The following is a 21,739-nucleotide window of genomic DNA, read 5'->3' as shown; positions in this document are numbered from 1 at the left end:
CCGTCACGGGGACGGCTGCGGGGTCGTCAGCCCCGAACGCCCCGCTGGCGCCGCACCGCATCGAGCAGGACCTCGGCCCTGGCCGTGAACGAGTGTTCCGCACCGATCCGCGCACCGCGCGCCGCGCGGTCGTCGTCGGACAGCTGCTCCCCCGCCGAGACGAGCGCCCGCAGGTCGTCCACCGACACGTAGGTCCGGACCGCACCGTGGAACAGCGCCTCGACGCCCGGCACCGGATCCGTCACCACGAGTGCTCCGGACGCCGCCGCGTCGAACAGCCGGTTCGACACGAAGCCGTCCCTGGCCATGTCGTCCCAGTGGTCGTTGAGCACCACGCGCGCACGGCGGTACAGCGCCGGCAGCGCATCGTTCGCCACGAACACGCCGCGGTGCACGCGGTCGGGCAGCAGCCCCTCCCGGCCCTCGCCCCACACGGCGAGGTCGACGCCCGCCGCGACGGCATCGCGGACCACCGGCCGGAACACCGCCCGGGTCTTCCCGACGAACAGCGTGTCGACGTCGCCGGGCGTACCCGCCGCAACAGCGCCCGGGTGGAACCGCTCCGGGTCGGTCGCCTGCAAGAGTGGTGCGATCGCGAAGCCCGTCTCCGCGCCCACCCGCTCGGCCCACACCGGCCCGGCGGCGAAGCGCAGGTCGTACCGGGCGAGCTCCGCAGGGGTGACGAGGTCGGGGTGGGAGATCACCCAGAGCACGTTGGTCGCCGAGGGGTGGACCGGGGTGTCGTCGAGACCACGGAGCGTCAACGCCACGTCGTCGAGGTGCTCGGATGCCGGACGCACGTGCGACTCCCGGTGGTCGACGACGACCTCCTGGCCGAGCGACCGCAGCGCCCGTGCGAGGTCGCGTGCGAAGAAGGTGTCGCCCCAGTCGTCGCCCCGGGGGCCGGGGTGCGCCGCGATGCGCACCGACCAGCGCAGGCGCTCGCCCCGGTCCCGGAGCGCGAGGCGCTCGGCGCCACGCTCCGCCCGCACCACGGGCTCCCGCAGGGCGACCGGCGCCCCCGCGACGTCCGCGGTGGGCGCACCCGGGACGAACCCGAGCCGCTCGAGGGCACGCGGAGCGGTGTCGTCGCGGACGTCGCGCCACGCTGCCAGCGCGGTCGCGGCGTCGGTGTCGTACCGTCGCTCCCGCAGTGCCGACCGCCGGTACGCCCGTCCGACCGGGACGGCCACGCAGTCCCCCGCGCCGGCGTCGGCCGTGTCCCGGGTCAACCGGGCGACCGCGGTCCGCGTGTCCACCGTCGGCACCGGCACCGCGAGGTCGGCCGTCCGGACGGCGAAGCACGGCTCGTCCGCGGCGAAGACGACGGCGCCGTCGAGCCGGTCAGCGTCCTCCGCGGGGTGACCGCGGAGGAGCGCGGCGACGGGAGCCGATCCCTGCGGCAGGACCGCGCCGGCGCTCGCCACCACGTCGTCCGGCGTGCGGACGACGGCCAAGGCGACCCGCGCCTCCCGTCCGTCCGCGGTCGGCGTGCCGAGCGCGGCGACCAGTCGGTGGTACGCGGTGTCCGGGAGCTCGATCGACGCGTCCTGCACGACCGTGACGGCGCTCCGGAGCAGCGGTCGCGCTGCGGCGACGGCGCCGCCCCACGTCGCGGCGACCGTCGCGCGCGCGACGACGACGTCCGGCCCCGCGGCGACCGGCGGGTACGTGCTGGTGGGCCCGGCGTGCACGTCGTGTGCGCTCACGACCACCGTGGCGGCGCCCGCCTCGCGCGCTGCGCGGACCACGTCGAGGTGACCACCGACGCGCAGGGTCGGCTCGGATACCGTGACGACGACGTCGAACGTGCCCTCCGCATCAGGGTCGAGCTGCGGTCGCGCCGACGGGAACGACGTGTCGACCGGGAGGCGCGGCTCAGCGACGTCGGCCAGGTCCGGCCCGTCAGCGGGTCCGGACCGACCGAGCAGCCGGCCGAGCCGGTTCCGCGGCATCAGTCCTGCAGGAGGTTCTGCAGGTAGACGCCGTAGCCGCCCTTGACGAGCGGCGCGGCGAGGTCGGCGAGCTGCGCGCCGTCGATCCAGCCGTTGCGCCAAGCGATCTCCTCGATGCAGCCGATCTTGAAGCCCTGCCGGTCCTCGATCACCTTGACGTACTCGGACGCCTGCATCATCGACTCGAACGTGCCGGTGTCGAGCCAGGCGGTGCCGCGGTCGAGGACCTGCACACCGAGCTTGCCGGCGTCGAGGTAGCGCTCGTTGACCGTCGAGATCTCGAGCTCCCCGCGGGCGCTCGGCTCGATGGTCTTCGCGATCTCGATGACCGAGTTGTCGTAGAAGTACAGGCCGGGGACGGCGTAGTTCGACTTCGGCTCGGTCGGCTTCTCCTCGATGGACACCGCCGTGAACGATTCGTCGAACTCGACGACGCCGTACGCCTTCGGGTCAGCGACGTGGTACGCGAAGATCGTCGCGCCGTCGACCTCGGTGTTCTTCCGCAGGTTCGTGCCGAGGCCCGTGCCGTGGAAGATGTTGTCGCCGAGGACGAGCGCGACGCTGTCGTCGCCGATGAAGTCCTCGCCGATCACGAACGCCTGCGCCAGGCCGTCCGGCGACGGCTGCACCGCGTACTGGATGTCCATGCCGAGCGACGAGCCGTCGCCGAGCAGCGACTTGAACTGCTCGTTGTACTCCGGGGTCGTGATGACGAGGACCTCGCGGATGCCGGCCATCATGAGCGTCGACAGCGGGTAGTACACCATCGGCTTGTCGTAGATCGGCATGAGCTGCTTGCTGATGCCCTTGGTGATCGGCCAGAGGCGGGTGCCGGAACCCCCGGCGAGGATGATGCCCTTCACGGTGCGGGCCCCCTTACTTCTTCGTCCGGAGGGACTCGGTGTAGGCCACCGCTTCCTCGTAGGTCGGCAGCAGACCCTGCTCGGCGGCCTGTTCGAGCGTCGGTGCCGTGGTGTCCTTCTCCGACAGCACCGGGTTGCCGATGCCCTCGGGCAACTCCAGCCCCACGGTCGGGTCGAGGATCGTGATCCCCTTCTCACGCTGCGGGTCGTAGTGGGCGCTGACGAGGTAGTTGACCGTGCTGTGGTCCTCGAGCGCGACGATGGCGTGGCCGAGCCCCTCGGACAGGTACACCGCCTTGCGGTCGACGTCGTCGATTCGGACAGAGTCCCACTGACCGAAGGTCGGCGAGCCGACGCGAATGTCGACGATGTAGTCGATGAACGCCCCGCGGACGGCGGTCACGTACTTGGCCTGGCTCGGCGCGACGAGGGCGTAGTGGATGCCTCGGGCGACACCGGCCGACGAGATCGACATGTTCACCTGGCGCAGGTCGAGCGGGTGCCCGACCGTCTCCTCGAGCACGTCGGCCCGGTACGCCTCGAGGAACGCCCCTCGTGCGTCGCCGTGCTGGACGGGCGTGAACTCCCACGCGCCGGGGATCTTCAGTTCGCGGATCTGCACCGGGCAACCCTAGCAAAGGGGCGGATGGGGCGCAGGGCCGCCGAGAGCCCACCAGCCCGGGTCGATCGAGCCCGTACGGTAACGTCGTGCCTCGTCCCGCCCGCACCCGAACCGAGGCACCCGTGACCGCAGCACCCTCGTTCGAGCCGACCGCTCGGCGGTCGTTCCGCTCGGTCGTCCGCATGCTCTGGACCTACCCCGTCGTCGCGTCCGTCCTGCTCGCCGCGGCAGTCGGCGCCTTCGTGGCGTCCGTGCCCGCCGGCTTCGGCCTCGACGAGGCGCACCACATCGACCGCGCCTGGCAGGTCTCCCGCGGGGTGCTCGAACCGGAGACCCTGACACCGAACCTGCAGTACGGCGGCAAGGTCCCGACCGCCCTGGTCGACTACGTGGAGGAGCTCGGCGGAGCATCGAACGCCGGTCGGGAATCCGGACGGCCGCTGTGGGAGCGCGACGACCTCGCACTCGCGCCGGACGCCGCGGAACTCGGGCGCGCGAGGCTCTCAGCAGCGTCCCCGACGACGACGCTCGACTTCACGAACGCCGGCGCAGCGAGCTTCGTCGCCTACGCCGCGCCGGCACTCGGCATGCGGCTCGCGACGACGGCGGACCTCGACGTGCACGGCGTGCTCACCGCCGCGAAGATCGCGAACGGTGCGCTCTTCGTCGCGATGGTGGCGTGTGCCTTCGTCGTTGCGCGGCGGTCCCCGTACCGGTGGCTGCTCCTCGTCGTCGCGCTCCTGCCGGAGACGGTCTTCCAGGCCTCGATCGTGACGGCGGACACGTTCACGAACGCCTCCGCGCTGCTGTTCGTCGCCGGCGTGCTCGCGCTCCGTGGTGCGCAGCGTCCTGCGTGGCTGACGGTCGCAGCGACCGTCGCTGCCGGGCTCGGCATGGTCGCGGCGAAACCGACCTCACTGCTGCTCGCCGGGTTGCTGCTCACCGTCCCGCTCGCGGCCACCGGCGGCCGGCGGGCGGTCGGGTGGGCCGTCCGGCTCGGCGGTCCGGCACTCATCGCGCTCGGCGCGGCGTTCTTCACCGCCCGGACGTCCGGAATAGCCGACGGCATCCGCGGGCAGGTCGTGGGCTGGCCGAGCATCGACCGCCACCTCCAGCTCGACGGCCTGCTCGAGCACCCGCTCCGGGTGGTCGGTGTCCTGGCACGCACCGTCGTCACCTTCGGGTCGTCGTGGGTCGAGGGCGCGATCGGCCTGCTCGGGTCGAACTCCGTCTTCCTGCCGGAACCCTTCGTGACCGCGGTCCTCGTGCTGCTCGTGCTCGCGGCACTGCGCGGTCCCCGAGCCCGTGGCGCAGGGGTCGTCTTCGTGCTGTCGGCACTGGCCGGCGTCGCCGCAGTGATCGTGGCCCTGTACCTGACGTTCAACCCGGTTAGTGCGCCGATCGCCTCCGGTGTGCAGGGTCGCTACTGGATCCCGCTGCTGGTCCCGCTCCTCGCGGGTGTCGGCATGCTCCTGCCCGTCCGCGTCCGGATGTCGGACCGTGTGGCAGCCGTGACGTTCACCGCGGTGCCCGCCCTGGTGCTCGTCGTCGCACTCGTCGTCTGGAGGCTGACGCTCTCGTGACCCACGCCGTCCCCCGACCCCGCTCCTGGTCCGGTGCAGCCCGACGCGTCGGCAGCGTGCTCCGAGCCGCGCACACGCTGTACGCCCTGATCGCCGTGCTCGCGGTCGGGTACTTCGTCCTCGCCGTGCCCGCGGGCTTCGGTCTCGACGAGCAGTCCCACGTGAACCGCGCGTACGTGCTGTCGCAGGGCCACCTCACGCCGGAGCTCCGCGCGGACGGACGCACGTACGGCGGAGAGATCCCCGTGGCCCTGCAGGAGTACGACATGCTCGGTTGGGAGCGGGGCAACGGCGTCCCGCACGGCGCCCCGTACTTCGAACGTCGGGACGTCCGGGACACGGAGACCTTCGAACGCCTCGGGTCCCGCGTCGTCCGGCCCGGGGACCCCACCGAGTCGGTCGACTTCACCAACGCCGGGGCCTCGAGCCCCGTCCCGTACCTGCCGAGCGCCATCGGCATGAAGATCGCGCTCGTCGCGAACCAGGACGTCGCCACCGTCCTGACGCTCGGACGCGCCGTCAACGCGCTCGTCGCCATCGGCCTGACGACGCTCGCGATCTGGGTCCTGCGCCGCTCCGCCACGCGGTGGCTGTTCATGACCGTCGGGTTGCTCCCGAGCGTGCTGTTCCTCGACTCGTACACGACCGCCGACTCGTACACGACGGCGATCGTCATGCTGTTCGTCGCGGCGGTCGTCCGACTCTGCGGCGAGGACCGGAGCAGTGTCCCCTTCCTCGTCGGCACGGCGGCTGCCGGCCTCGGAGTCGTGGCGGCGAAGCCCACGTACGTCCTGCTGCTCGCGATCGTGCTCCTGGTCCCGCTGTCCCGGTGGCTCCGGCGCCGTCACGGTCCGCCGCCGGAGCACGACACGCCTCGCCGGACGCTGTGGGAGTTCGGGATCGCCGCCGGCTACGTGCTGATGAGCCTGGTCCCGACGGCCGTGCTGCTCAAGGTCACCGGACCGATCGCGGACGCGATCCGCCAGCAGCGGCCGGACTGGCAGCAGATCGACCCACAGGCGCAGCTCCGGGGGCTCCTGGTCGACCCGGTCGGCGCCCTCGGACTCATCGTCCGGACCACCGCGGTGTCCGGTCGCGACTGGACGTACAGCCTCGTCGGCAGCTTCGGCTACAACACGATCGACCTCGTCCAGCCGTTCCTGACCGTCGCGATCGTCGGCGTCGTCCTCGCGGCAGTGGTCGTCGAGCGGGTCCCACGGATCGTGGCCCTCGCGATGGTGCTGGTCGGAGCGGGCACGGCCCTCGCCGTGGTGGTCGCGCTCTACCTGACGTTCACGCCGGTCGGGGCGGTCGTGGTCGACGGTGTACAGGGCCGGTACTTCGCGCCGCTGGTGGCACTGACGGGCCTCGGGCTCGGGAGCCTGCTGCCGCTGCGCGCGACGATCAGCGACCGGGGCGCAGCGGTCCTCTTCCCGGTGGTGTCGGGACTCCCGGTCCTCGTCGCCGTGCTCCAGTGGCAGGCTACGGTGTACTGACCCTCAGAGCCCGAGCGCCGCGAGCCAGGCCGGCTCCGCGCCGACGAGCCGCTCGGCCCGCACGTACGCCTGCGCCCGGGCGACGCGGGGCGCGGGCTCGCGGAACACCTCGAGCAGCGCTGCGCGCCACGCCGACGGGTCGTCGGTCGTGAGCAACCCACCGTGCGCGTCGACACCGGCGTAGGACGGGCGGTCGGAGCCGACGAACGGCAGCCCGAGCATCGAGTACTCCAGGAACTTCAGGTCGCTCTTCGCGTCGTTGAAGCGGTCGCCGGTCAGCGGCGCGACGCCGGCCGACCACCGCTCGGCCCGTGACCGCAGGAACGCGACGAAGTCCGGATAGTGGGCGGCGGTGCCGACGTCGAGCCGGTCGTACCACTCCTGATCGGCTCCGTCGGCGGTGACGCCGACGACCTCGAGCCGGACCGGCCGACCGTCGGCGTCGGTGAAGCCGTCGAACACGGGTCGGAGCAGCGCCAGGTCGTCGCCGTGGGTCGCCGACCCCATGTAGAGTACCCGCCGCGGGCCGGCCGGGTCGGGCCGGACCGCTGTGTCGCCCCACATGCCGGGCTGCACGGCGTTCGGGACGACGACGGCGTCGACGCCCTGCGCGGCGAGCACCGCTCGCAGCGGCTCGGTGGAGGTGACCACCGCGTCCGCTTCCCGGACGAGCCGGTCGACCGAGGCGAGTCGCTGCGGGTCGTACTCGGCGCGCGCGAGCCGGGTACGGGCCTCCTCGCTGAAGAAGTCGTCGTCGACTCCGCGAAGACGCGCGTCCCCTCGGCCGCGGCGCGCGCGAGGGCGGCGTCGAGCCGGTCGGCCGGGAACGCGTCGCGCTGCACCAGGAGCACGTCGAGGTGCGCGGTGTCGGTGCCGTCCGCCCACCGGACCGGCTCCACCTGCGCGACGCGTGCCGCCCCGGACACCGCGAGCGCCGACATCCGACCGGTCACGCGGACGTGGGCCGACGCGGGGTGCACCCCACCGGCACCGTGCACCACGAAGCCGACGAGCGGGGTCGGTGCCGCGGCAGGTGCGCCGCCCGGCGCCGGTGCGCCGCCCGGGGCGGGTGCGTCCGCCTCGGCGGGGTCGGAGCCGGCCGGCCCGGCGATGCGCGCTCCGGGCGCGCGGCGGAGCAGTCGGGCGGCGACGGAGCGGAGGCCAGGCACGCCCCCATCCTGACACCGCCGGCACCGGGCCCGTCCCGCCCGGAACGTAGGATGAACTGCCCGCCGACGTGTGCCGTCGACGTCACCGCCCCGCAGCGGCGACCGCTCCCCGCGCTGCGCCCGTACCCCCGACCCGACCCGGACCGTCCCGCGTGAAACTGTTCATCCAGATCCCCTGCCTGAACGAGGAGCAGACGCTTCCCGCCGTGCTCGAGTCCATCCCGACGTCGATCGACGGCATCGACGAGATCGAGGTGCTCGTCATCGACGACGGGTCGACGGACCGCACGGTCGAGGTCGCGCGGGCGCACGGCGTCCGACACGTCGTCCGGCACACCGCGAACATGGGTCTGGCGCGGTCGTTCCGCGACGGGGTGGGCTACGCGCTGCTGCACGGCGCGGACATCGTCGTCAACACCGACGGCGACAACCAGTACCCGCAGGCGCAGATCGCGGAACTCGTGCTCCCGATCGTCGAAGGACGCGCCGAGATCGTCATCGGGGACCGCCAGACACGGACAATCGAGCACTTCTCCGGGTTCAAGAAGGCGATGCAGCGCCTCGGGTCGTGGGTGGTCGGGCGGGCGGCCGGCCTCGACCTATCGGACGCCGCGAGCGGGTTCCGGGCCTACTCGAAGTACTCGCTGATCCGGCTCAACATCGTCACGCGCTTCAGCTACTGTATGGAGACGATCGTGCAGGCCGGCTACAAGCGGCTCGCGATCGAGAGCGTCCCGATCACCACGAACCCGAAGACGCGCGAGTCACGACTGTTCTACAACATCTGGCAGCACATGTTCCAGTCGGGGTCGGCGATCGCCCGCGTGTACCTCTTATGTACCGGCCGATGGCGCTGTTCGCCTGGGTCAGCTCGGTCTTCGGCGTCGCCGGTCTCGTGCCCTTCGTACGGTACCTGCTGCTCATGCTCGCGGACTCCGGCGGGAACCACCTGCAGTCCCTCATCCTCGGCGTGGTGCTCGTGATCAGCGCCCTGCTCTCGATCACCATCGGCGTGGTCGCCGACCTGACCCGGCTGAACCGGACGCTGGCGGAGGAACAGCTCGACCTGCAGAAGCTGGCGCGGTACGGGGACTGACGGGCACGGGACGCCGCTAGACTGCCTGCCGACCGTCGTCGGCCAGGGCCGACGTCCATCGGCCACGAAAAGGAAACCAGCGTGAAGATCCTCGTCACCGGAGGGGCCGGCTTCATCGGCTCGAACTTCGTCCGCAGAACCCTCGAGGACGCCTACCCCGGCCTCGAAGGGGCCGAGGTTGTCGTCTACGACGCCCTGACCTACTCGGGCAACCTCGAGAACCTCGCCCCGGTGGCGGAGTCGCCGCGCTACTCCTTCGTGCAAGGCGACATCCGTGACGCTGCGAAGCTCGACGAGGTGATCCCGGGCGTCGACGCCATCGTGCACTTCGCGGCAGAGTCGCACGTCGACCGGTCGGTCCGCGACTCCGGCATCTTCGTCGAGACGAACGTCGTCGGTACCCAGCGCCTGCTCGACGCAGCGCTGCGCCACGGCACCGAGCGCTTCGTGCACGTCTCGACCGACGAGGTCTACGGCTCCATCAGCGAGGGCTCGTGGGACGAGGAGCGCCCGCTCGAGCCGAACTCGCCGTACTCGGCGTCGAAGGCGGGCAGCGACCTCCTGGCGCGCAGTTACCACCGCACGCACGGCCTGAACCTGTCGATCACGCGCTGCTCGAACAACTACGGTCCGTACCACTTCCCCGAGAAGGTCATCCCGCTCTTCGTCACCAACCTCATCGACGACCGGCACGTGCCGCTCTACGGCGAGGGCAACAACGTCCGCGACTGGCTGCACGTCGACGACCACACGCGCGGCATCGCGATGGTGCTCGTCAAGGGCCGTGCGGGCGAGATCTACAACATCGGCGGCGGCACCGAGCTGACCAACAAGGAGCTCACGCAGCTGCTCCTCGACGCCACGGGCAAGGACTGGTCGTACGTCGACCGGGTCCAGGACCGCCTGGGCCACGACCTGCGCTACTCGGTCGACATCTCGAAGATCCGGGCCGAGCTCGGCTACGAGCCGCAGGTCCCGTTCGAGCAGGGCCTCGCAGACGTCGTGCAGTGGTACCGCGACAACCGCTCGTGGTGGGAGCCGCTGAAGGAGCGTGCGGCGCTCAGCTGAGCCCGTCGACCACGATGACCCGCTACCTCATCACCGGCGCGGCCGGCATGCTCGGCCGTGACCTGCAGGACGCCCTCGCCGGCCGCGACGTCACGGCCCTCGGCCGGGCCAACCTCGACGTGACGGACGCCACCGCGGTCGCCGCCGCGGTCGCCGGTCACGACGTCGTGATCAACAGCGCCGCCTACACGAAGGTCGACGACGCCGAGTCCCACGAGGACGACGCGTACGCCGTGAACGCGCGCGGTCCGGCGGTCCTCGCGACCGCGACGTCCGCTGCGGGCGCGAAGCTCGTGCACGTCTCCACGGACTACGTGTTCGACGGCACCGGCACCGCGCCGTACGCCGAGGACGCCCCGCTCGCCCCCCTCGGCGCGTACGGGCGGACCAAGGCCGCGGGGGAAGAGGCGATCCGCGCCACTGCCCCCGACTCGTCCTGGATCGTCCGCGCGGCGTGGCTCTACGGCGCACACGGGCCAAACTTCGCGAAGACGATGGTCCGGCTCGCCGGCTCGCACGAGACCGTCAGCGTCGTCACCGACCAGATGGGGCAGCCGACGTGGACCGGTGACCTCGCGCGGCACATCGTCGCCATGCTCGACGCCGACGCGCCCGCCGGCACCTACCACGGCACCAACGGCGGTCAGGGATCGTGGTTCGACTTTACGAAGGCGATCTTCGCGGAGGTCGGCCTCGACCCGGATCGGGTGCTGCCCACCGACAGTGCGGCGTTCGTCCGCCCGGCGCCCCGCCCGGCGTACAGCGTGCTCGGGCACGACGCGTGGAGCCGCGCGGGTCTCGCCCCGATGCGTGACTGGCGCGAGGCGCTGCACGCGGCGGTGGAGGCCGGTGTCCTCGACGCCTGAGCCGGCCCCCGGCCGGTCCCCCGGGCGTCGCGCCCGGATCGTCACCGCGGTGAAGTGGAGCGCGGCCGCACTGGCGGTCGCGCTCCTCGTCGTGGGGGTCGTGCAGCAGTGGGACGCCATCGTCCGTGACTTCGCCCGGCTCTCGGTCGGCACGGTCGTGGTCGGGGTGCTCGCGACCCTCGTCGCCCTCGTCGCGAACATGGCGTCGTGGCGTGCCATGACCGCTGCCACCGGGACCCGTCTGCCGGTCGCGGCAGCGTCGTCGGTGTTCTTCGTCGGACAGCTCGGCAAGTACGTCCCCGGCGGAGTGTGGTCGGTCGCGGCCCAGGCGGAGCTCGGTCGCGCCCACGGCCTCGCCCGGACGACGAGTGCCGCCGCATCGCTCGCCTCGATGCTCGTCAGCATGGTCACGGCGGCCCTGGTCGGGATTGTCGGACTGCTCGTCGGAGCGCCCGACGGCCTGGCGACCTTCTGGTGGCTCGCCCTCGTCGCGGTGCTCGGCCTCGTCGCCCTGGTGCCGCCGGTGCTCGCGCGGCTCATCGCCCTCGCGATGCGGCTCCTGCGCCGACCGCGACAGGCCGTCACGCTCTCCTGGGGCGCGACGACCGCATCGATCGCCTGGTCCGCCGCGATGTGGCTTGCGTACGGCGTCCAGGCCACCACGGTGCTGCGGGCCTTCGGCGCCGACGGCCCGGCCGTCCCCGCGCTCGCCACGGGCGCCTACGCGGTCGCCTGGCTCGTCGGCTTCCTCGTCGTCGTCGCGCCCGCCGGCCTCGGCGCGCGCGAGGGTGTCCTCGTGCTGCTCCTCGGACCGGCCGCAGGGGTGTCCGGCGCACTGGCCCTCGCCGTCGTCAGTCGTGCGCTGATGACCCTCGGGGACGTCCTGCTGGCCGCGGTCGGAGCCGGGCTGGCGGTGCGCCACCGCCGTCGCACGGGCGCGGCCTGACCTCCCGAGCGCGCCTGGTAGTGTCGCGCCGGTACTGCGCGCAGTGCCGACCGACCGACACGAGGAGCCGTTCCGCATGACCACTCTCCGCGTCGTCGTCGACCAGGTGATCGCACCGGTCCCGGGTGGCATCGGCCGCTACGCGGAAGAGCTCACCCGGCAGCTCGTCGAGACCGCTCCGGCAGGGTGCGACGTCGAGGGGATCGTCTCCGCCGCCCCGCGCGCGGACGTCGAGCGACTGCGGACGCTGCTGCCCGGCCTGACCGGCGTGGAGCAACTCGCACTCCCCCGCCGAGAGCTGTCCCTCGCCTGGCAGGGCGGGCTCGCGCACGGCGCCTCGCACGGCATGGTGCACGCGCCCAGCGTGCTCGCTCCCCTGGTGAAGCACGACCGCTTCCAGGAGCCCGGCCGCCAGACCGTGGTGACCGTGCACGACACCGTGCCGTGGACCCACCCCGAGACCCTCACACCCCGGGGCGTGCACTTTCACAAGGCGATGGTCAAGCGGGCGTGGAAGCACGCGGACGCCGTGGTCGTCCCCACGCACGCGGTCGCCGGTCGGCTCGACGAGATCCACCGCTTCGGCGACCGACTGCGGGTGATCGGCGGCGCACCGACCGGACGGCTCCGTGTCCCCGTCGACGCCGACGTGCGTGCCGAACGGCTCGGTCTTCCCGACCGGTACGTCCTCGCGGTGGGCACGCTCGAGCCGCGGAAGGGCCTGCGGCACCTCATCGAGGCGATGGCCCACCCCGACGCCCCGCAGGACGTCCCGCTGGTCGTCTCCGGGCCGGACGGCTGGGGTGACGTCGACGTCCTCGGCACGGCCGAGCGCGCCGGCCTCGCCGCCGACCGGGTCAAGGTGCTCGGGCGGGTGGACGACGCCGACCTGGCGGTCGTGTATGACCGTGCGACGGTGTTCGTGTTCCCGAGCCTCGCCGAGGGCTTCGGACTGCCCGTGATCGAGGCGATGAGCTTCGGCACGCCGGTCGTCCACTCGGACGACCCAGCCGTCAGCGAGGTCGCGTCCGACGCCGGCGTCACCGTCGCCCGGGACCCCCGGGAGTCCTACGCCGAGCGGCTCGCGCAGGCCGTCTACCAGGTGGTCGCGGACCCGCTGCTCGCGGAGCAGCTCGCGATCGCCGGGCCCGACCGGGCGCGCATGTTCGACTGGCGCGACTCCGCGCTCGAGACCTGGCAGCTGCACGCCGACCTCTGAGCCGCGACGGCTCGGTCACGGCTGGGCATCGATGCGCCGACGCACCGCGCCGTGCGCGCCCCACGGACGCAGCGGCTGCCATCATCGACGCATGTCGCGCCGCTCCGCTCCGGTCCTCACCGCATCGATCGTCCTCGCCGTCGGCCTCTCGACGACCCTGGCGGCGTGCTCGGGCGGGGACGACGCCCCCACTCCCTCGGCCACGTCGTCGCGATCCGCGACCGCGACCGGCCCGGCGTCGAGCACCGCCCCCTCGGCCGGCAGCCCGTCCGACACCGCGACGCCCGAGGACGACCAGACCGGCCCCGCCGACGACGGCACCGCGCTCGGTACCGGGAACGGCAGCGGCGTCGAGCAGCCGGACTCCGTGGACTTCGGCAAGATCGCCGCGCAGGGCACCGCGGCGGCCGGGGGCGGCACGGTCGTGTCCATCGTCGGTGCCGGCGACTCGTGGACCGTCGTCGTGGCGGGCCCGGACGGTTCCCAGACCCAGTCGGTGGTGTCCGCGACCCTCGACCGCGTGACCTCGGGCCCGTTCCCGAAGCAGGTCGACGCGGCTGCACAGGCCGCCACCACCGCGCAGGCCGCTGCCGTGCGCACGTCGGCGGCGGCCGCCGCAGCTGCGGCGACGAAGGCGGTCGGGGGCGGGACCCTCGCCTCGATCGTGCTCGGCGGCTCCGGCTCGGCGCCGACGTGGACGGCGACCGTGTCGACCGCGCAGGGCGACCGGACCGTCACGGTCGACGGCATCACCGGCGCCGCGACCGCGAACTGACCCGGGCGCCCACGACCACCAGGTCGCGGAGGCGGCAACCGTCAGAGCTGCTCCCGCAGCGCGGCCGCCTTCCGCTCCACGACCTGTTCGAGCCCGGCGGCGTACTCCGCCAGCCGGACGGCGACCTGCGGGTCGGCCGACCCGATGATGCGTGCCGCCAGGAGGCCGGCGTTCGCAGCGCCGTTGATCGCCATCGTCGCGACCGGGATGCCGGCGGGCATCTGCACGATCGACAGCAGCGAGTCGAGCCCGTCGAGCCGCGCGAGCTGCACGGGCACACCGATCACCGGCAGCGTCGTCAGCGACGCGACCATGCCCGGCAGGTGCGCCGCTCCCCCGGCGCCGGCGACGACGACCCGCACGCCACGATCGGCGGCCGCCCGCGCGTAGCGCACCATCTTGTCCGGCGTGCGGTGCGCCGAGACCACGTCCGCCTCGAACGGGATGTCGAGCTCGGTCAGGATCTCCGCAGCGGCGCGCATGGTCGGCCAGTCGGAGTCCGACCCCATGATGATCGAGACGAGCGGGGTGGGCGCGGTGGTGTCGGTCACGTCACGAGGCTAGTCGAGCGCGGGATCAGTCGTCGAAGTGCGCTGCCGCCGCCCGCGCCCGGTACACGACGTCGTCCACGTCGTCGCCGGTGACCGTGACGTGGCCGACCTTGCGACCGGGACGCGGTGCCTTGCCGTAGAAGTGCAGCTTGGCCTCCGGGAAGGCCGCGAGCGCCGCCGGGTAGCGAGCAGCCAGGTCGCCGTCCGCCGGGCCGCCGAGCACGTTCACCATGACGGCGACCGGGTCGTGAGAGCCGGTCGCACCGAGGGGCAGGTCGAGCACCGCGCGGAGGTGCTGCTCGAACTGGCTCGTCGTGGCGCCGTCGATCGTCCAGTGGCCCGTGTTGTGCGGTCGCAGGGCGAGCTCGTTCACCAGGATGCGCTCGTCGGCCGTCTGGAAGAGCTCGACGGCGAGCACGCCGGTGACCCCGAGCGCCTCGGCGATCCCGACCGCGAGCGACTCGGCGGCGTCGGCGAGGCGACCGGCACTGGCCGGTGCCGGAGCGATGACCTCGGCGCAGACGCCGTCGCGCTGGACCGTCTCGACGAGGGGCCAGGCCACGACCTCGCCGGAGGGCCGGCGCGCCACGGACTGTGCGAGCTCCCGCGTGAAGGGCACGAGCTCCTCGACGAGCAGCGCCTGGTCTGCGCCCGTCTCGGCGATCGCGGCGAACCAGTCCTCGACCTCGGTCGCGTCCGAGACGACCCGGACGCCCTTGCCGTCGTAGCCGCCACGAGCGGTCTTCACGACCGCGCGCCCACCGTGCTCGGCGAGGAAGGCACGCAGTTCGTCGGCGTCGTGCACGGCGGCCCAGTCCGGGACCGGAAATCCGAGCTCGCCGAGCCGCTGCCGCATGGTGATCTTGTCCTGCGCCACGGCGAGGGCATCGGGTCCGGGGTGCACGGCGACCCCCGCGTCGACGAGGCCCCGGAGGACGTCCTGCGGAACATGCTCGTGGTCGAACGTCACGGCGTCGACCTCACGGGCGAACGCGAGCACCGTGTCGAGGTCGTGGTAGTCACCCTCGGCCGTCGCTGCGATCGCCGCCGACATGCCTGGGCCCTCGGCGAGGACCCGGATGTCGAGACCGAGCTCGACGGCAGCGGGGACCATCATCCGGGCGAGCTGTCCGCCGCCGACGACTCCGACACGCAAGGCCATGCTGTGTGTTCCTTCCGCCGTTCTCACCGGGACGGGAGAGCGTGCTGTCTACAATCGTGGTCCTGCCGGTCGTCGACCGGCCCGTTCCGGGACCCGCCCGGACAGGGACAACTCTACGGATCCTGGAGACGACGTGCGGCGACTCATCGCGCAGCTGGCCCGCTTCGGAGTCGTCGGAGCCGTGGGCTTCGTCGTGGACTTCAGCGTGTTCAACCTGCTGCGCGCCACGGTGCTCTCCCCCGACGAGGTGCACTCCGGCCCGTTCTGGGCGAAGGTCGTCTCGACGGTCATCGCGATCGTCGTGAACTGGCTGGGCAACCGGTACTGGACCTTCCGGAACCAGCGACGGTCCGTCGCCGCGCGCGAGGGCGTCGAGTTCCTCGTCGTGTCCCTGGGCGGCATGGTGATCTCGCTGGGCTGCCTCGGGATCTCGCACTACGTGCTCGGCTTCACCTCGGCGTTCGCGGACAACGTCTCCGGCAACGTGATCGGCCTGGTGCTCGGCACCGCGTTCCGGTTCTGGCTGTACAAGGTCTGGGTCTACCACCCCGACCGCGTCCAGCGGGAGGCCGCACGCTCGGCGGCCCCGGAGGACACGCGCCTGCCGGACCGCGTCTGAACCGGACAGCCCCGGGAGCGACCCGCGCGGAGCCTCCCGTCCGTCCGGAGCGTCCGTAGAATCGTCGGATGCGCAGAACCGACGCCCCGCCCGCCGGCGGCACGAGACCGCGTCCCGGCGGACGAGCCGCACCCCGCTGTGGGTCGACACGAGCGGATCGCCGTCGCGATCGTCACCGAGACGTTCGGACTCTGGCTCGCCGTGTGGGCACTCGTCGTGCCGACCTTCCAGGCGCCCGACGAGACCGCGCACGTCGACGCCGCCGTGCACGTCGCCCTCGGTGACCCGTGGTCCGCCCCGAGTGACATGCGCGTGCTCGAGGCCGTGCTCGCCGGCGCCCGCAAGCAGGCGTCGATGCCGGAGGACCGGTGGTCGACGGTCAGCGAACTCCTCGCCGCCGCGCCCGGCGAATCGACCACCGTGAACCAGATGACGCAGCACCCGCCGACCGCGTACCTCGCCGACGCCCTCGTCCTCCGGGTCGTGCACTTCGGCGACCTGCGACTCGACCAGGCCGTGCTCGCGCTGCGGCTGGCCGACGCCCTGGCGGTCACGCCGCTCGCCCTCCTGACGTGGGCCACGGTGCGCCGGGTCACCCGCTCGCCGCGTGCCGCCCTCGTCGGTGTGCTCGCGCTGTTCGCGACAACGCAGCTCGCCTCGATCGGGGCCTCCGTGACGAACGACACGCCGACGATGCTGCTGACCGGCGTCGTCGTGTGGCTCGCGGTCCGCCTGCTCACCGGCGACCACCGCTGGCGCACCGTCGTCTGGCTCGGTCTCGCGCTCGGCGCCGCCTGCTGGGTGAAGGGCACCGCCCTGCCCGCCGTCCCCTTCGTCGGACTCGCCGTGCTCGTCGCCGGGGCCGGCGTCCTGCCGGTGTCCCGCCGGCTCCTCCGGACGGTGGTCGCACTCGGGGTCGCCGGCGCCGTCGGCGCGGGGTGGTGGGTGCATAACCTCGTCGCGTACCACCGCCTCCAGCCGGACGGGTACGCCGCGATCTGCCCGCCGAAGGCCTTCCCGCCGGGTGAGCACCCGTCGGTCGCGCCTTTCGTCGACGTCAGCTGGGGGACGCTCGCCCGGACGTTCTGGGGCAGCCCGGGCGCCCGCGCGCAGGTGAGCATCGGTGACGGCCTGACCGCAGCGCTCACGGCGGTCGCCCTCGCGGCGATCGTGCTGTTCGCCTTCCGGAGGACGGGCCTGGGCACCTCGGTCGTGCTCGCCTCGTTCCCGGCCGCGGTCCTGCTCCAGACCGCCACCAGCGCCCGCGCCTACCTCACCACCACCGAGGTCGCCGGCACGCAGGGACGGTACGCCTTCCCCGCGGTGCTCTGCCTCGTCGCCCTCTCCGCCGTCGCCTGGCGACGGATCCCCCGGACGCCGCGCGGTCGGCACCGGACCGCCACGGTGCTCGCGGTCGTCCGTCCCGCCGTCGGCATGTACGGTGCGGTGGTGGTCACGAGCTGGTTCTGGAACGGCGCGGTGCCGTGGCCCGGGCACGGCGGTCTCGCACGGTACGCCGAACTGGGGCCGGTCCCGCCCTGAACCGTGGTGGTGCCGGCGGTGCTCGTGCTCGTCGGGATCATCGCGACGGTCACCCGGGTCGCGGCGATGCGGTCCGCGGTGCCCGCGGCACCGGTCCGCGACCTCCGAGCGGACGGGGCGAGCCGGTGAGGCGCCCGCGGCTCCTCGTCCTCGCGTCGACGTTCCCGGCCCGACCCGACGACGGCGTGCCCGCGTTCGTGCTCGACCTCGCGCGGCACGAGGCCGAGGAGTTCGACACCGTCGTGCTCACGCCCCGGGTACCGGGAGCCGCGGCGGACGAGGTCGTCGACGGTGTCCGTGTCGTGCGCTACCCGTACTTCCCGCGACGCTTCGAGGACCTCGCCGACGGTGCGATCCTCGACAACCTCCGGGCCCGTCGCAGCCGCGTCCTGCAGGTCCCGGCGCTGCTCGCGGCGCAGTACCTTGCGGTCCGACGCGCCGTCCGGACGGGGCGACCGGACGTCGTGCACGCCCGCTGGGCCGTCCCGCAGGCGCTGGTCGCGACCCTGGCCGCACCGCACGTGCCGATGGTCGTCACCACACACGGCGGCGACGTCTACGCCCTGCGCGCCGCACCCCTGGTCCGGCTCAAGCGCTGGGTGCTGCGCCGGGCGGCTCACGTGACGACGGTGAACGGCGAGATGCGCGAGCGGCTCACCGCGTGGGGCGTCCCCGAGTCCGGTACGAGCGTGGTCCCGATGGGTGTCGAACCCGGGCCGGCCGCAGCCAGCAGGGCGCGCACGGCACGCGTCCCGGGTCGCGTCGTGGCGGTGGGGCGGCTCGTCGAGAAGAAGGGCTTCGCGGTCCTCCTGGACGCCCTGCGACGCATCGACGACGTCCCGTGGCAGCTGGTCGTCGTCGGCGACGGTCCGCTCCGCGCCGGGCTGGAACGCCGAGCAGCGGGGCTGCCGGTGACCTTCGCCGGCCAGCTCGGGAAGGACGAGGTGCTCGACGCGCTGGCGTCCGCCACGGTGGCCGCGATGCCGTCCGTCCCCGCGTCGAACGGGGACCAGGAGGGGCTCCCCGTGACGCTCCTCGAGGCGGCGGCCGTCGGGGCCGCGGTCGTCGCGAGCGACCTGCCCGGCATCCGCGACGTCGTCCGCGACGACGTCTCCGGCCTGCTCGTGCCCCCGGTGACGTGGACGTGCTGGCCGCGGCGCTGCGGCGCGCCCTCACCGACCGGGACGGGCGGGAGCGGTGGCAGGCCGGAGCCGGACGGGCCGCCGAGCCGTACACGGGCGACCGCATCGGTGCGCGGTACCGCGCGGTGCTGCGGGCCGCAGCGGGGCAGCACACCGACTGACCACCAGCACGACAGTCCGGGCACTGACCGTCCGCGTGGTCGTCAGCGCGGACCCGGCGCGACCGTCAGCGTGCCGTCGCGCCGGTCACCGCCCCATGCCGCGCACCGTGAAGCCGGCGGCGGTCCACGCATCGCGGTCGAGGCAGTTCCGGCCGTCGAGCACCACGGGCGCGGCCACGAGCTCGGCGACGACCCGCGGGTCGAGCTCGCGGAACTCGGCCCACTCGGTCAGCACGAGCACGAGGTCGGCGTCGCGCAGCGCCTCGGCGACCGAGTCGACGGTGCCGACCTCCGGACGTACCCGGGCAGCGGTGTGGTTCGCCGCGGGGTCGTACGCCCGCACCGTCGCGCCGAGCTCGACGAGCCGCGCGGCGATGTCGAGCGCCGGTGAGTCGCGGACGTCGTCGGAGTTCGGCTTGAACGCGAGGCCGAGCACGGCCACGCGCCGTCCCTCGACGGAACCGCCGAGCAGCTCGCCGGCGAGGGTGACGACGTGTGCGCGACGCCGGAGGTTGATCGCGTCCACCTCGGCGAGGAACCCGAGGGACCGCCCCACGCCGAGTTCGTCCGCCCGCGCCTGGAACGCGCGGATGTCCTTCGGCAGGCACCCGCCGCCGAACCCGAGTCCGGCGTTGAGGAACTTGCGGCCGATCCGGTCGTCGTGCCCGATCGCGTCGGCGAGCGCCGTGACGTCCGCACCGGCGACCTCGGCGATCTCCGCCATCGCGTTGATGAACGAGATCTTCGTCGCGAGGAAGGCGTTCGCGCTGATCTTGACGAGCTCGCTCGTCGGCAGGTCGACGACGAGCCGCGGGGTGCCGGCAGCGAGCGCCTGCGCGTAGACCTCGTCGAGGACGGCCACGGCACGCTCCCCTGCCTCACCCGCGGGCACGCCGTACACGAACCGGTCCGGCGAGACGGTGTCCTGCACCGCGAAGCCCTCGCGGAGGAACTCGGGGTTCCACACGAGGGTCGCCTCGGGCTGGACCTCGTGCACGCGCTCGGCGAGCCGTGCCGCGGTCCCGACCGGGACGGTGGACTTGCCGACGACCAGGTCGCCGGCGGCGAGGTGCGGCAGGAGGTCCGTCACCGCCGCGTCGACGTAGGTCATGTCCGCCGCACCCGTCGGCCCCTGGGGCGTGCCCACGGCGAGGAAGTGCACGCGCGCACCGGCGACCAGAGCGGTGTCGGTCGTGAACTCGATGCGACCGGAGGCGATCGCCTCGTCGAGGGTCTCGGGCAGTCCGGGCTCGAAGAACGGCGCCTGCCCCGCGGCGAGCTGTCCGATCTTCACCGGGTCGACGTCGACCGCGACGACCTCGTGTCCGAGCTTGGCCATGGAGGCGGCGTGCACGGCACCGAGGTACCCGCAGCCGATGACGGAGATACGCACGGGACGACGCTACCGGACGCCGTGGTCCGATCACTGCCGGGACGCGGAGATCGTGAGGCGCACTCGGCTCCCGTCAGTACCCACCGACGATCTTGTCCCAGTCCGGCTCGCGGTGCCGACGCCGGGTCTCGTGCGCCTCGACCAGGTCGTGCAGCACGGCCACGACGAGGTCCGCGTGCGGGACGTCCCCGAGCACCACGGGGGGCTCGTCGCCCGGGAAGACGAGCACGTCGCCGGACCGCCACACCCCCTGGAGCCCACGGCGGCGCACCGTCACGTCGTACCCCCGCGAGTGCAGGAGCTCGCGACGCGTGCGCGTGCCGAGGCCGTGCACCACGACGAGCCGCCGGGTGGTCACCACGTACCGCTCGGACATCCAGCGCAGCAGCGGGACGAGCCCGCCGAGGACGACGAGCAGCACCGTCAGCCCGGCGACCACCGCGTTCAACCAGGCGAGCTGCGCACGGAAGACGCCGAAGCCGAAGCCTCCGGCGAGCGCGACGAGCACGACGAAGACCGCCGGGCGCACGAGCCGGCGTGCGTGCGGTCGGAGCCGCGCGACGACGCGTTCGGGCGGCGGCTCGGCGGTCATGCCGTCATGCATACCGCAGGTGGGTGAGGTCCCCCACCGCGACGCCCCTGGAGCGGCCGTCCCGATCCCGGATCGTGATCCGGCCGTCGTCGTCGATGCCGGTCGCCTCCGCCTCGACGACGGTGCCGTCGGGCAGTTCCAACCGGACGTGGCGACCGACCGTGCCGCACGCGGCCCGGACGCCGGACCGGACCGCCTGCGCGTCCGCAGCGCCGGCGACCAGGGCGGCCACCGCCTCCAGGACGGTCGTGTGGAAGACGGACAGGACGGCATCGGCCAGCGCGGCCGCCCCGTCGGTCGCGCCCGCCACGGCGAGCGACGTCGCGGTCGGCGTCGGCATCGCGTCGGCGGGGATCGTCAGGTTGACGCCGGCGCCGATGACGACGCTGCCGTCGGACGCGACCTGGCAGAGGATGCCGCAGACCTTGCGGCCGTCGACGAGCACGTCGTTCGGCCACTTCACCGCGACCGTCGGGGCACCGGACGTGGGGACCCGGTCGGTCGGACGGGAGGCGCGCCCCGCGTCGTCCGCGCCCGGCAGCACCGCGGACACGGCGGTCCGCATCGCGGCCCCGGCGACGAGGGGCAACCAGCCGCGGTCGCGGTCCGACAGGTCGGCGCGGACGAGCAGGCTCGCGGCGAGCGTCTGCCCGGCCGGCGCGGACCAGCTGCGGTCGAGCCGCCCCCGGCCGGCGGTCTGGTCGAGCGTCGCGACGACGCTGCCGTGCGGCCGGTCGGCGGCGACGGCGAGCAGGTCCGTGTTGGTGGAGCCGGTCCGGTCCGGCGCCGCGAACGTGCCACCCGAGCCCTCGACGGCGGCGCGGGAGCGCGGGAAGGCGGACGTCGCGGGTGTGGACATGCACGCAAATGTACGGGCAGGAACCGTGGGGGTCCTCCAACCGGGGCCGTACGGCCCGCC

21 protein-coding genes and 1 pseudogene are annotated in these 21,739 nt (G+C 73.3%); 13 read left to right on the top strand and 9 right to left on the bottom strand.

Going from position 1 to position 21,739, the window contains the following annotated elements; all coding sequences use genetic code 11:
• Positions 1-26: 26 nt before the first annotated feature.
• From HUN58_RS14215 to HUN58_RS14205, 3 genes are read right to left on the bottom strand one after another with little or no spacing between them, the layout of a single operon-like run.
• Complete coding sequence (locus tag HUN58_RS14215; protein ID WP_180225001.1) at positions 27-1,955, bottom strand: glycosyltransferase; 1,929 nt, start codon at positions 1,953-1,955, stop codon at positions 27-29.
• Complete coding sequence (rfbA, locus tag HUN58_RS14210; protein WP_114849602.1) at positions 1,955-2,818, bottom strand: glucose-1-phosphate thymidylyltransferase RfbA; 864 nt, start codon at positions 2,816-2,818, stop codon at positions 1,955-1,957. The genes HUN58_RS14215 and rfbA overlap by 1 nt, the downstream gene beginning before the upstream one ends.
• Positions 2,819-2,831: 13 nt before the next feature.
• Positions 2,832-3,440 (bottom strand): dTDP-4-dehydrorhamnose 3,5-epimerase family protein, encoded by a 609-nt coding sequence (locus HUN58_RS14205; RefSeq protein ID WP_114849603.1) that lies wholly within the window; start codon positions 3,438-3,440, stop codon positions 2,832-2,834.
• 122 nt (positions 3,441-3,562) lie between these two features.
• On the opposite strand from HUN58_RS14205, the gene HUN58_RS14200 reads away from it, so the two are divergent.
• Both HUN58_RS14200 and HUN58_RS14195 read left to right on the top strand, forming a co-directional pair.
• Positions 3,563-5,023, top strand: coding sequence for a DUF2142 domain-containing protein (locus tag HUN58_RS14200; protein ID WP_180225000.1), 1,461 nt, complete (start codon positions 3,563-3,565; stop codon positions 5,021-5,023).
• Positions 5,020-6,519 carry a DUF2142 domain-containing protein gene (locus tag HUN58_RS14195; protein ID WP_180224999.1) on the top strand — a complete coding sequence of 500 codons (1,500 nt, stop codon included), beginning with the start codon at positions 5,020-5,022 and terminating at the stop codon, positions 6,517-6,519. The genes HUN58_RS14200 and HUN58_RS14195 overlap by 4 nt, the downstream gene beginning before the upstream one ends.
• Before the next feature lie 3 nt (positions 6,520-6,522).
• Here HUN58_RS14195 and HUN58_RS14190 read toward each other — a convergent pair whose 3' ends face one another.
• Entirely contained in the window at positions 6,523-7,170 is a 648-nt protein-coding gene (locus HUN58_RS14190) for a glycosyltransferase (protein WP_180224998.1), read from the bottom strand.
• Between the two features lie 670 nt (positions 7,171-7,840).
• Here HUN58_RS14190 and HUN58_RS14185 point away from each other — a divergent pair.
• From HUN58_RS14185 to HUN58_RS14160, 7 genes are all read left to right on the top strand, one after another.
• Positions 7,841-8,671: a glycosyltransferase family 2 protein gene (locus HUN58_RS14185; RefSeq protein ID WP_254631503.1), complete on the top strand. Its 831-nt coding sequence runs from the start codon at positions 7,841-7,843 to the stop codon at positions 8,669-8,671.
• The gene (locus tag HUN58_RS20960; protein ID WP_257222079.1) at positions 8,662-8,784 is read left to right on the top strand and encodes a hypothetical protein; all 123 of its coding nucleotides are present in this window, start codon (positions 8,662-8,664) and stop codon (positions 8,782-8,784) included. The genes HUN58_RS14185 and HUN58_RS20960 overlap by 10 nt, the downstream gene beginning before the upstream one ends.
• 81 nt (positions 8,785-8,865) lie before the next feature.
• Complete coding sequence (gene rfbB / locus HUN58_RS14180) at positions 8,866-9,852, top strand: dTDP-glucose 4,6-dehydratase (RefSeq protein WP_114849608.1); 987 nt, start codon at positions 8,866-8,868, stop codon at positions 9,850-9,852.
• A gap of 14 nt (positions 9,853-9,866) precedes the next feature.
• Positions 9,867-10,718 (top strand): dTDP-4-dehydrorhamnose reductase, encoded by an 852-nt coding sequence (gene rfbD, locus HUN58_RS14175; RefSeq protein ID WP_114849609.1) that lies wholly within the window; start codon positions 9,867-9,869, stop codon positions 10,716-10,718.
• A gap of 49 nt (positions 10,719-10,767) precedes the next feature.
• Positions 10,768-11,664, top strand: a complete 897-nt coding sequence (locus tag HUN58_RS14170; protein WP_180224997.1) for a lysylphosphatidylglycerol synthase domain-containing protein — start codon at positions 10,768-10,770, stop codon at positions 11,662-11,664.
• Between the two features lie 76 nt (positions 11,665-11,740).
• Positions 11,741-12,883, top strand: coding sequence for a glycosyltransferase family 1 protein (locus HUN58_RS14165; protein WP_114849861.1), 1,143 nt, complete (start codon positions 11,741-11,743; stop codon positions 12,881-12,883).
• 91 nt (positions 12,884-12,974) lie between these two features.
• On the top strand, positions 12,975-13,658 hold the full coding sequence (locus HUN58_RS14160; RefSeq protein WP_180224996.1) for a hypothetical protein: 684 nt from the start codon (positions 12,975-12,977) through the stop codon (positions 13,656-13,658).
• Between the two features lie 41 nt (positions 13,659-13,699).
• Here HUN58_RS14160 and purE read toward each other — a convergent pair whose 3' ends face one another.
• Positions 13,700-14,209: a 5-(carboxyamino)imidazole ribonucleotide mutase gene (gene purE / locus HUN58_RS14155; RefSeq protein WP_254631502.1), complete on the bottom strand. Its 510-nt coding sequence runs from the start codon at positions 14,207-14,209 to the stop codon at positions 13,700-13,702.
• Between the two features lie 25 nt (positions 14,210-14,234).
• Positions 14,235-15,371 carry a 5-(carboxyamino)imidazole ribonucleotide synthase gene (locus HUN58_RS14150; protein WP_114849612.1) on the bottom strand — a complete coding sequence of 379 codons (1,137 nt, stop codon included), beginning with the start codon at positions 15,369-15,371 and terminating at the stop codon, positions 14,235-14,237.
• A 133-nt stretch (positions 15,372-15,504) separates the two neighbouring features.
• Here HUN58_RS14150 and HUN58_RS14145 point away from each other — a divergent pair, with 133 nt between their 5' ends.
• The 4 genes and pseudogenes from HUN58_RS14145 to HUN58_RS20605 all read left to right on the top strand — a co-directional run.
• Complete coding sequence (locus HUN58_RS14145) at positions 15,505-15,990, top strand: GtrA family protein (RefSeq protein WP_114849613.1); 486 nt, start codon at positions 15,505-15,507, stop codon at positions 15,988-15,990.
• 138 nt (positions 15,991-16,128) lie between these two features.
• Positions 16,129-17,532 (top strand): glycosyltransferase family 39 protein, encoded by a 1,404-nt coding sequence (locus HUN58_RS14140; RefSeq protein ID WP_180224994.1) that lies wholly within the window; start codon positions 16,129-16,131, stop codon positions 17,530-17,532.
• A 3-nt stretch (positions 17,533-17,535) separates the two neighbouring features.
• Positions 17,536-17,661: a hypothetical protein gene (locus tag HUN58_RS20955; protein WP_257222078.1), complete on the top strand. Its 126-nt coding sequence runs from the start codon at positions 17,536-17,538 to the stop codon at positions 17,659-17,661.
• Positions 17,658-18,662: pseudogene (locus tag HUN58_RS20605) on the top strand (glycosyltransferase); the annotation flags it as partial. The gene HUN58_RS20955 and the pseudogene HUN58_RS20605, both read left to right, overlap by 4 nt.
• Positions 18,663-18,920: 258 nt before the next feature.
• On the opposite strand, the gene HUN58_RS20600 reads toward HUN58_RS20605, so the two are convergent.
• The 3 genes from HUN58_RS20600 to HUN58_RS14125 all read right to left on the bottom strand — a co-directional run bounded on the left by HUN58_RS20600 (position 18,921) and on the right by HUN58_RS14125 (position 21,679).
• Positions 18,921-20,228, bottom strand: a complete 1,308-nt coding sequence (locus HUN58_RS20600) for a UDP-glucose/GDP-mannose dehydrogenase family protein (protein WP_114849616.1) — start codon at positions 20,226-20,228, stop codon at positions 18,921-18,923.
• 73 nt (positions 20,229-20,301) lie between these two features.
• Complete coding sequence (locus HUN58_RS14130; protein ID WP_180224992.1) at positions 20,302-20,820, bottom strand: PH domain-containing protein; 519 nt, start codon at positions 20,818-20,820, stop codon at positions 20,302-20,304.
• A gap of 4 nt (positions 20,821-20,824) precedes the next feature.
• On the bottom strand, positions 20,825-21,679 hold the full coding sequence (locus HUN58_RS14125; protein ID WP_180224991.1) for a biotin--[acetyl-CoA-carboxylase] ligase: 855 nt from the start codon (positions 21,677-21,679) through the stop codon (positions 20,825-20,827).
• Between the last annotated feature and the right edge of the window lie 60 nt (positions 21,680-21,739).

It is taken from the genome of Curtobacterium sp. Csp1, assembly GCF_013347185.1.
Note: the sequence above shows the minus strand (reverse complement) of the source record. Positions and strands in the feature narration are given on the sequence as shown.

Coding starts and splice junctions, on each gene's coding strand:
- HUN58_RS14125 (WP_180224991.1), bottom strand. CDS start 21,679: ATGTCCACACCCGCGACGTCCGCCTTCCCGCGCTCCCGCGCCGCCGTC.
- HUN58_RS14150 (WP_114849612.1), bottom strand. CDS start 15,371: ATGGCCTTGCGTGTCGGAGTCGTCGGCGGCGGACAGCTCGCCCGGATG.
- HUN58_RS14160 (WP_180224996.1), top strand. CDS start 12,975: ATGTCGCGCCGCTCCGCTCCGGTCCTCACCGCATCGATCGTCCTCGCC.
- rfbD (WP_114849609.1), top strand. CDS start 9,867: ATGACCCGCTACCTCATCACCGGCGCGGCCGGCATGCTCGGCCGTGAC.
- HUN58_RS14215 (WP_180225001.1), bottom strand. CDS start 1,955: ATGCCGCGGAACCGGCTCGGCCGGCTGCTCGGTCGGTCCGGACCCGCT.
- HUN58_RS14165 (WP_114849861.1), top strand. CDS start 11,741: ATGACCACTCTCCGCGTCGTCGTCGACCAGGTGATCGCACCGGTCCCG.
- HUN58_RS14130 (WP_180224992.1), bottom strand. CDS start 20,820: ATGACCGCCGAGCCGCCGCCCGAACGCGTCGTCGCGCGGCTCCGACCG.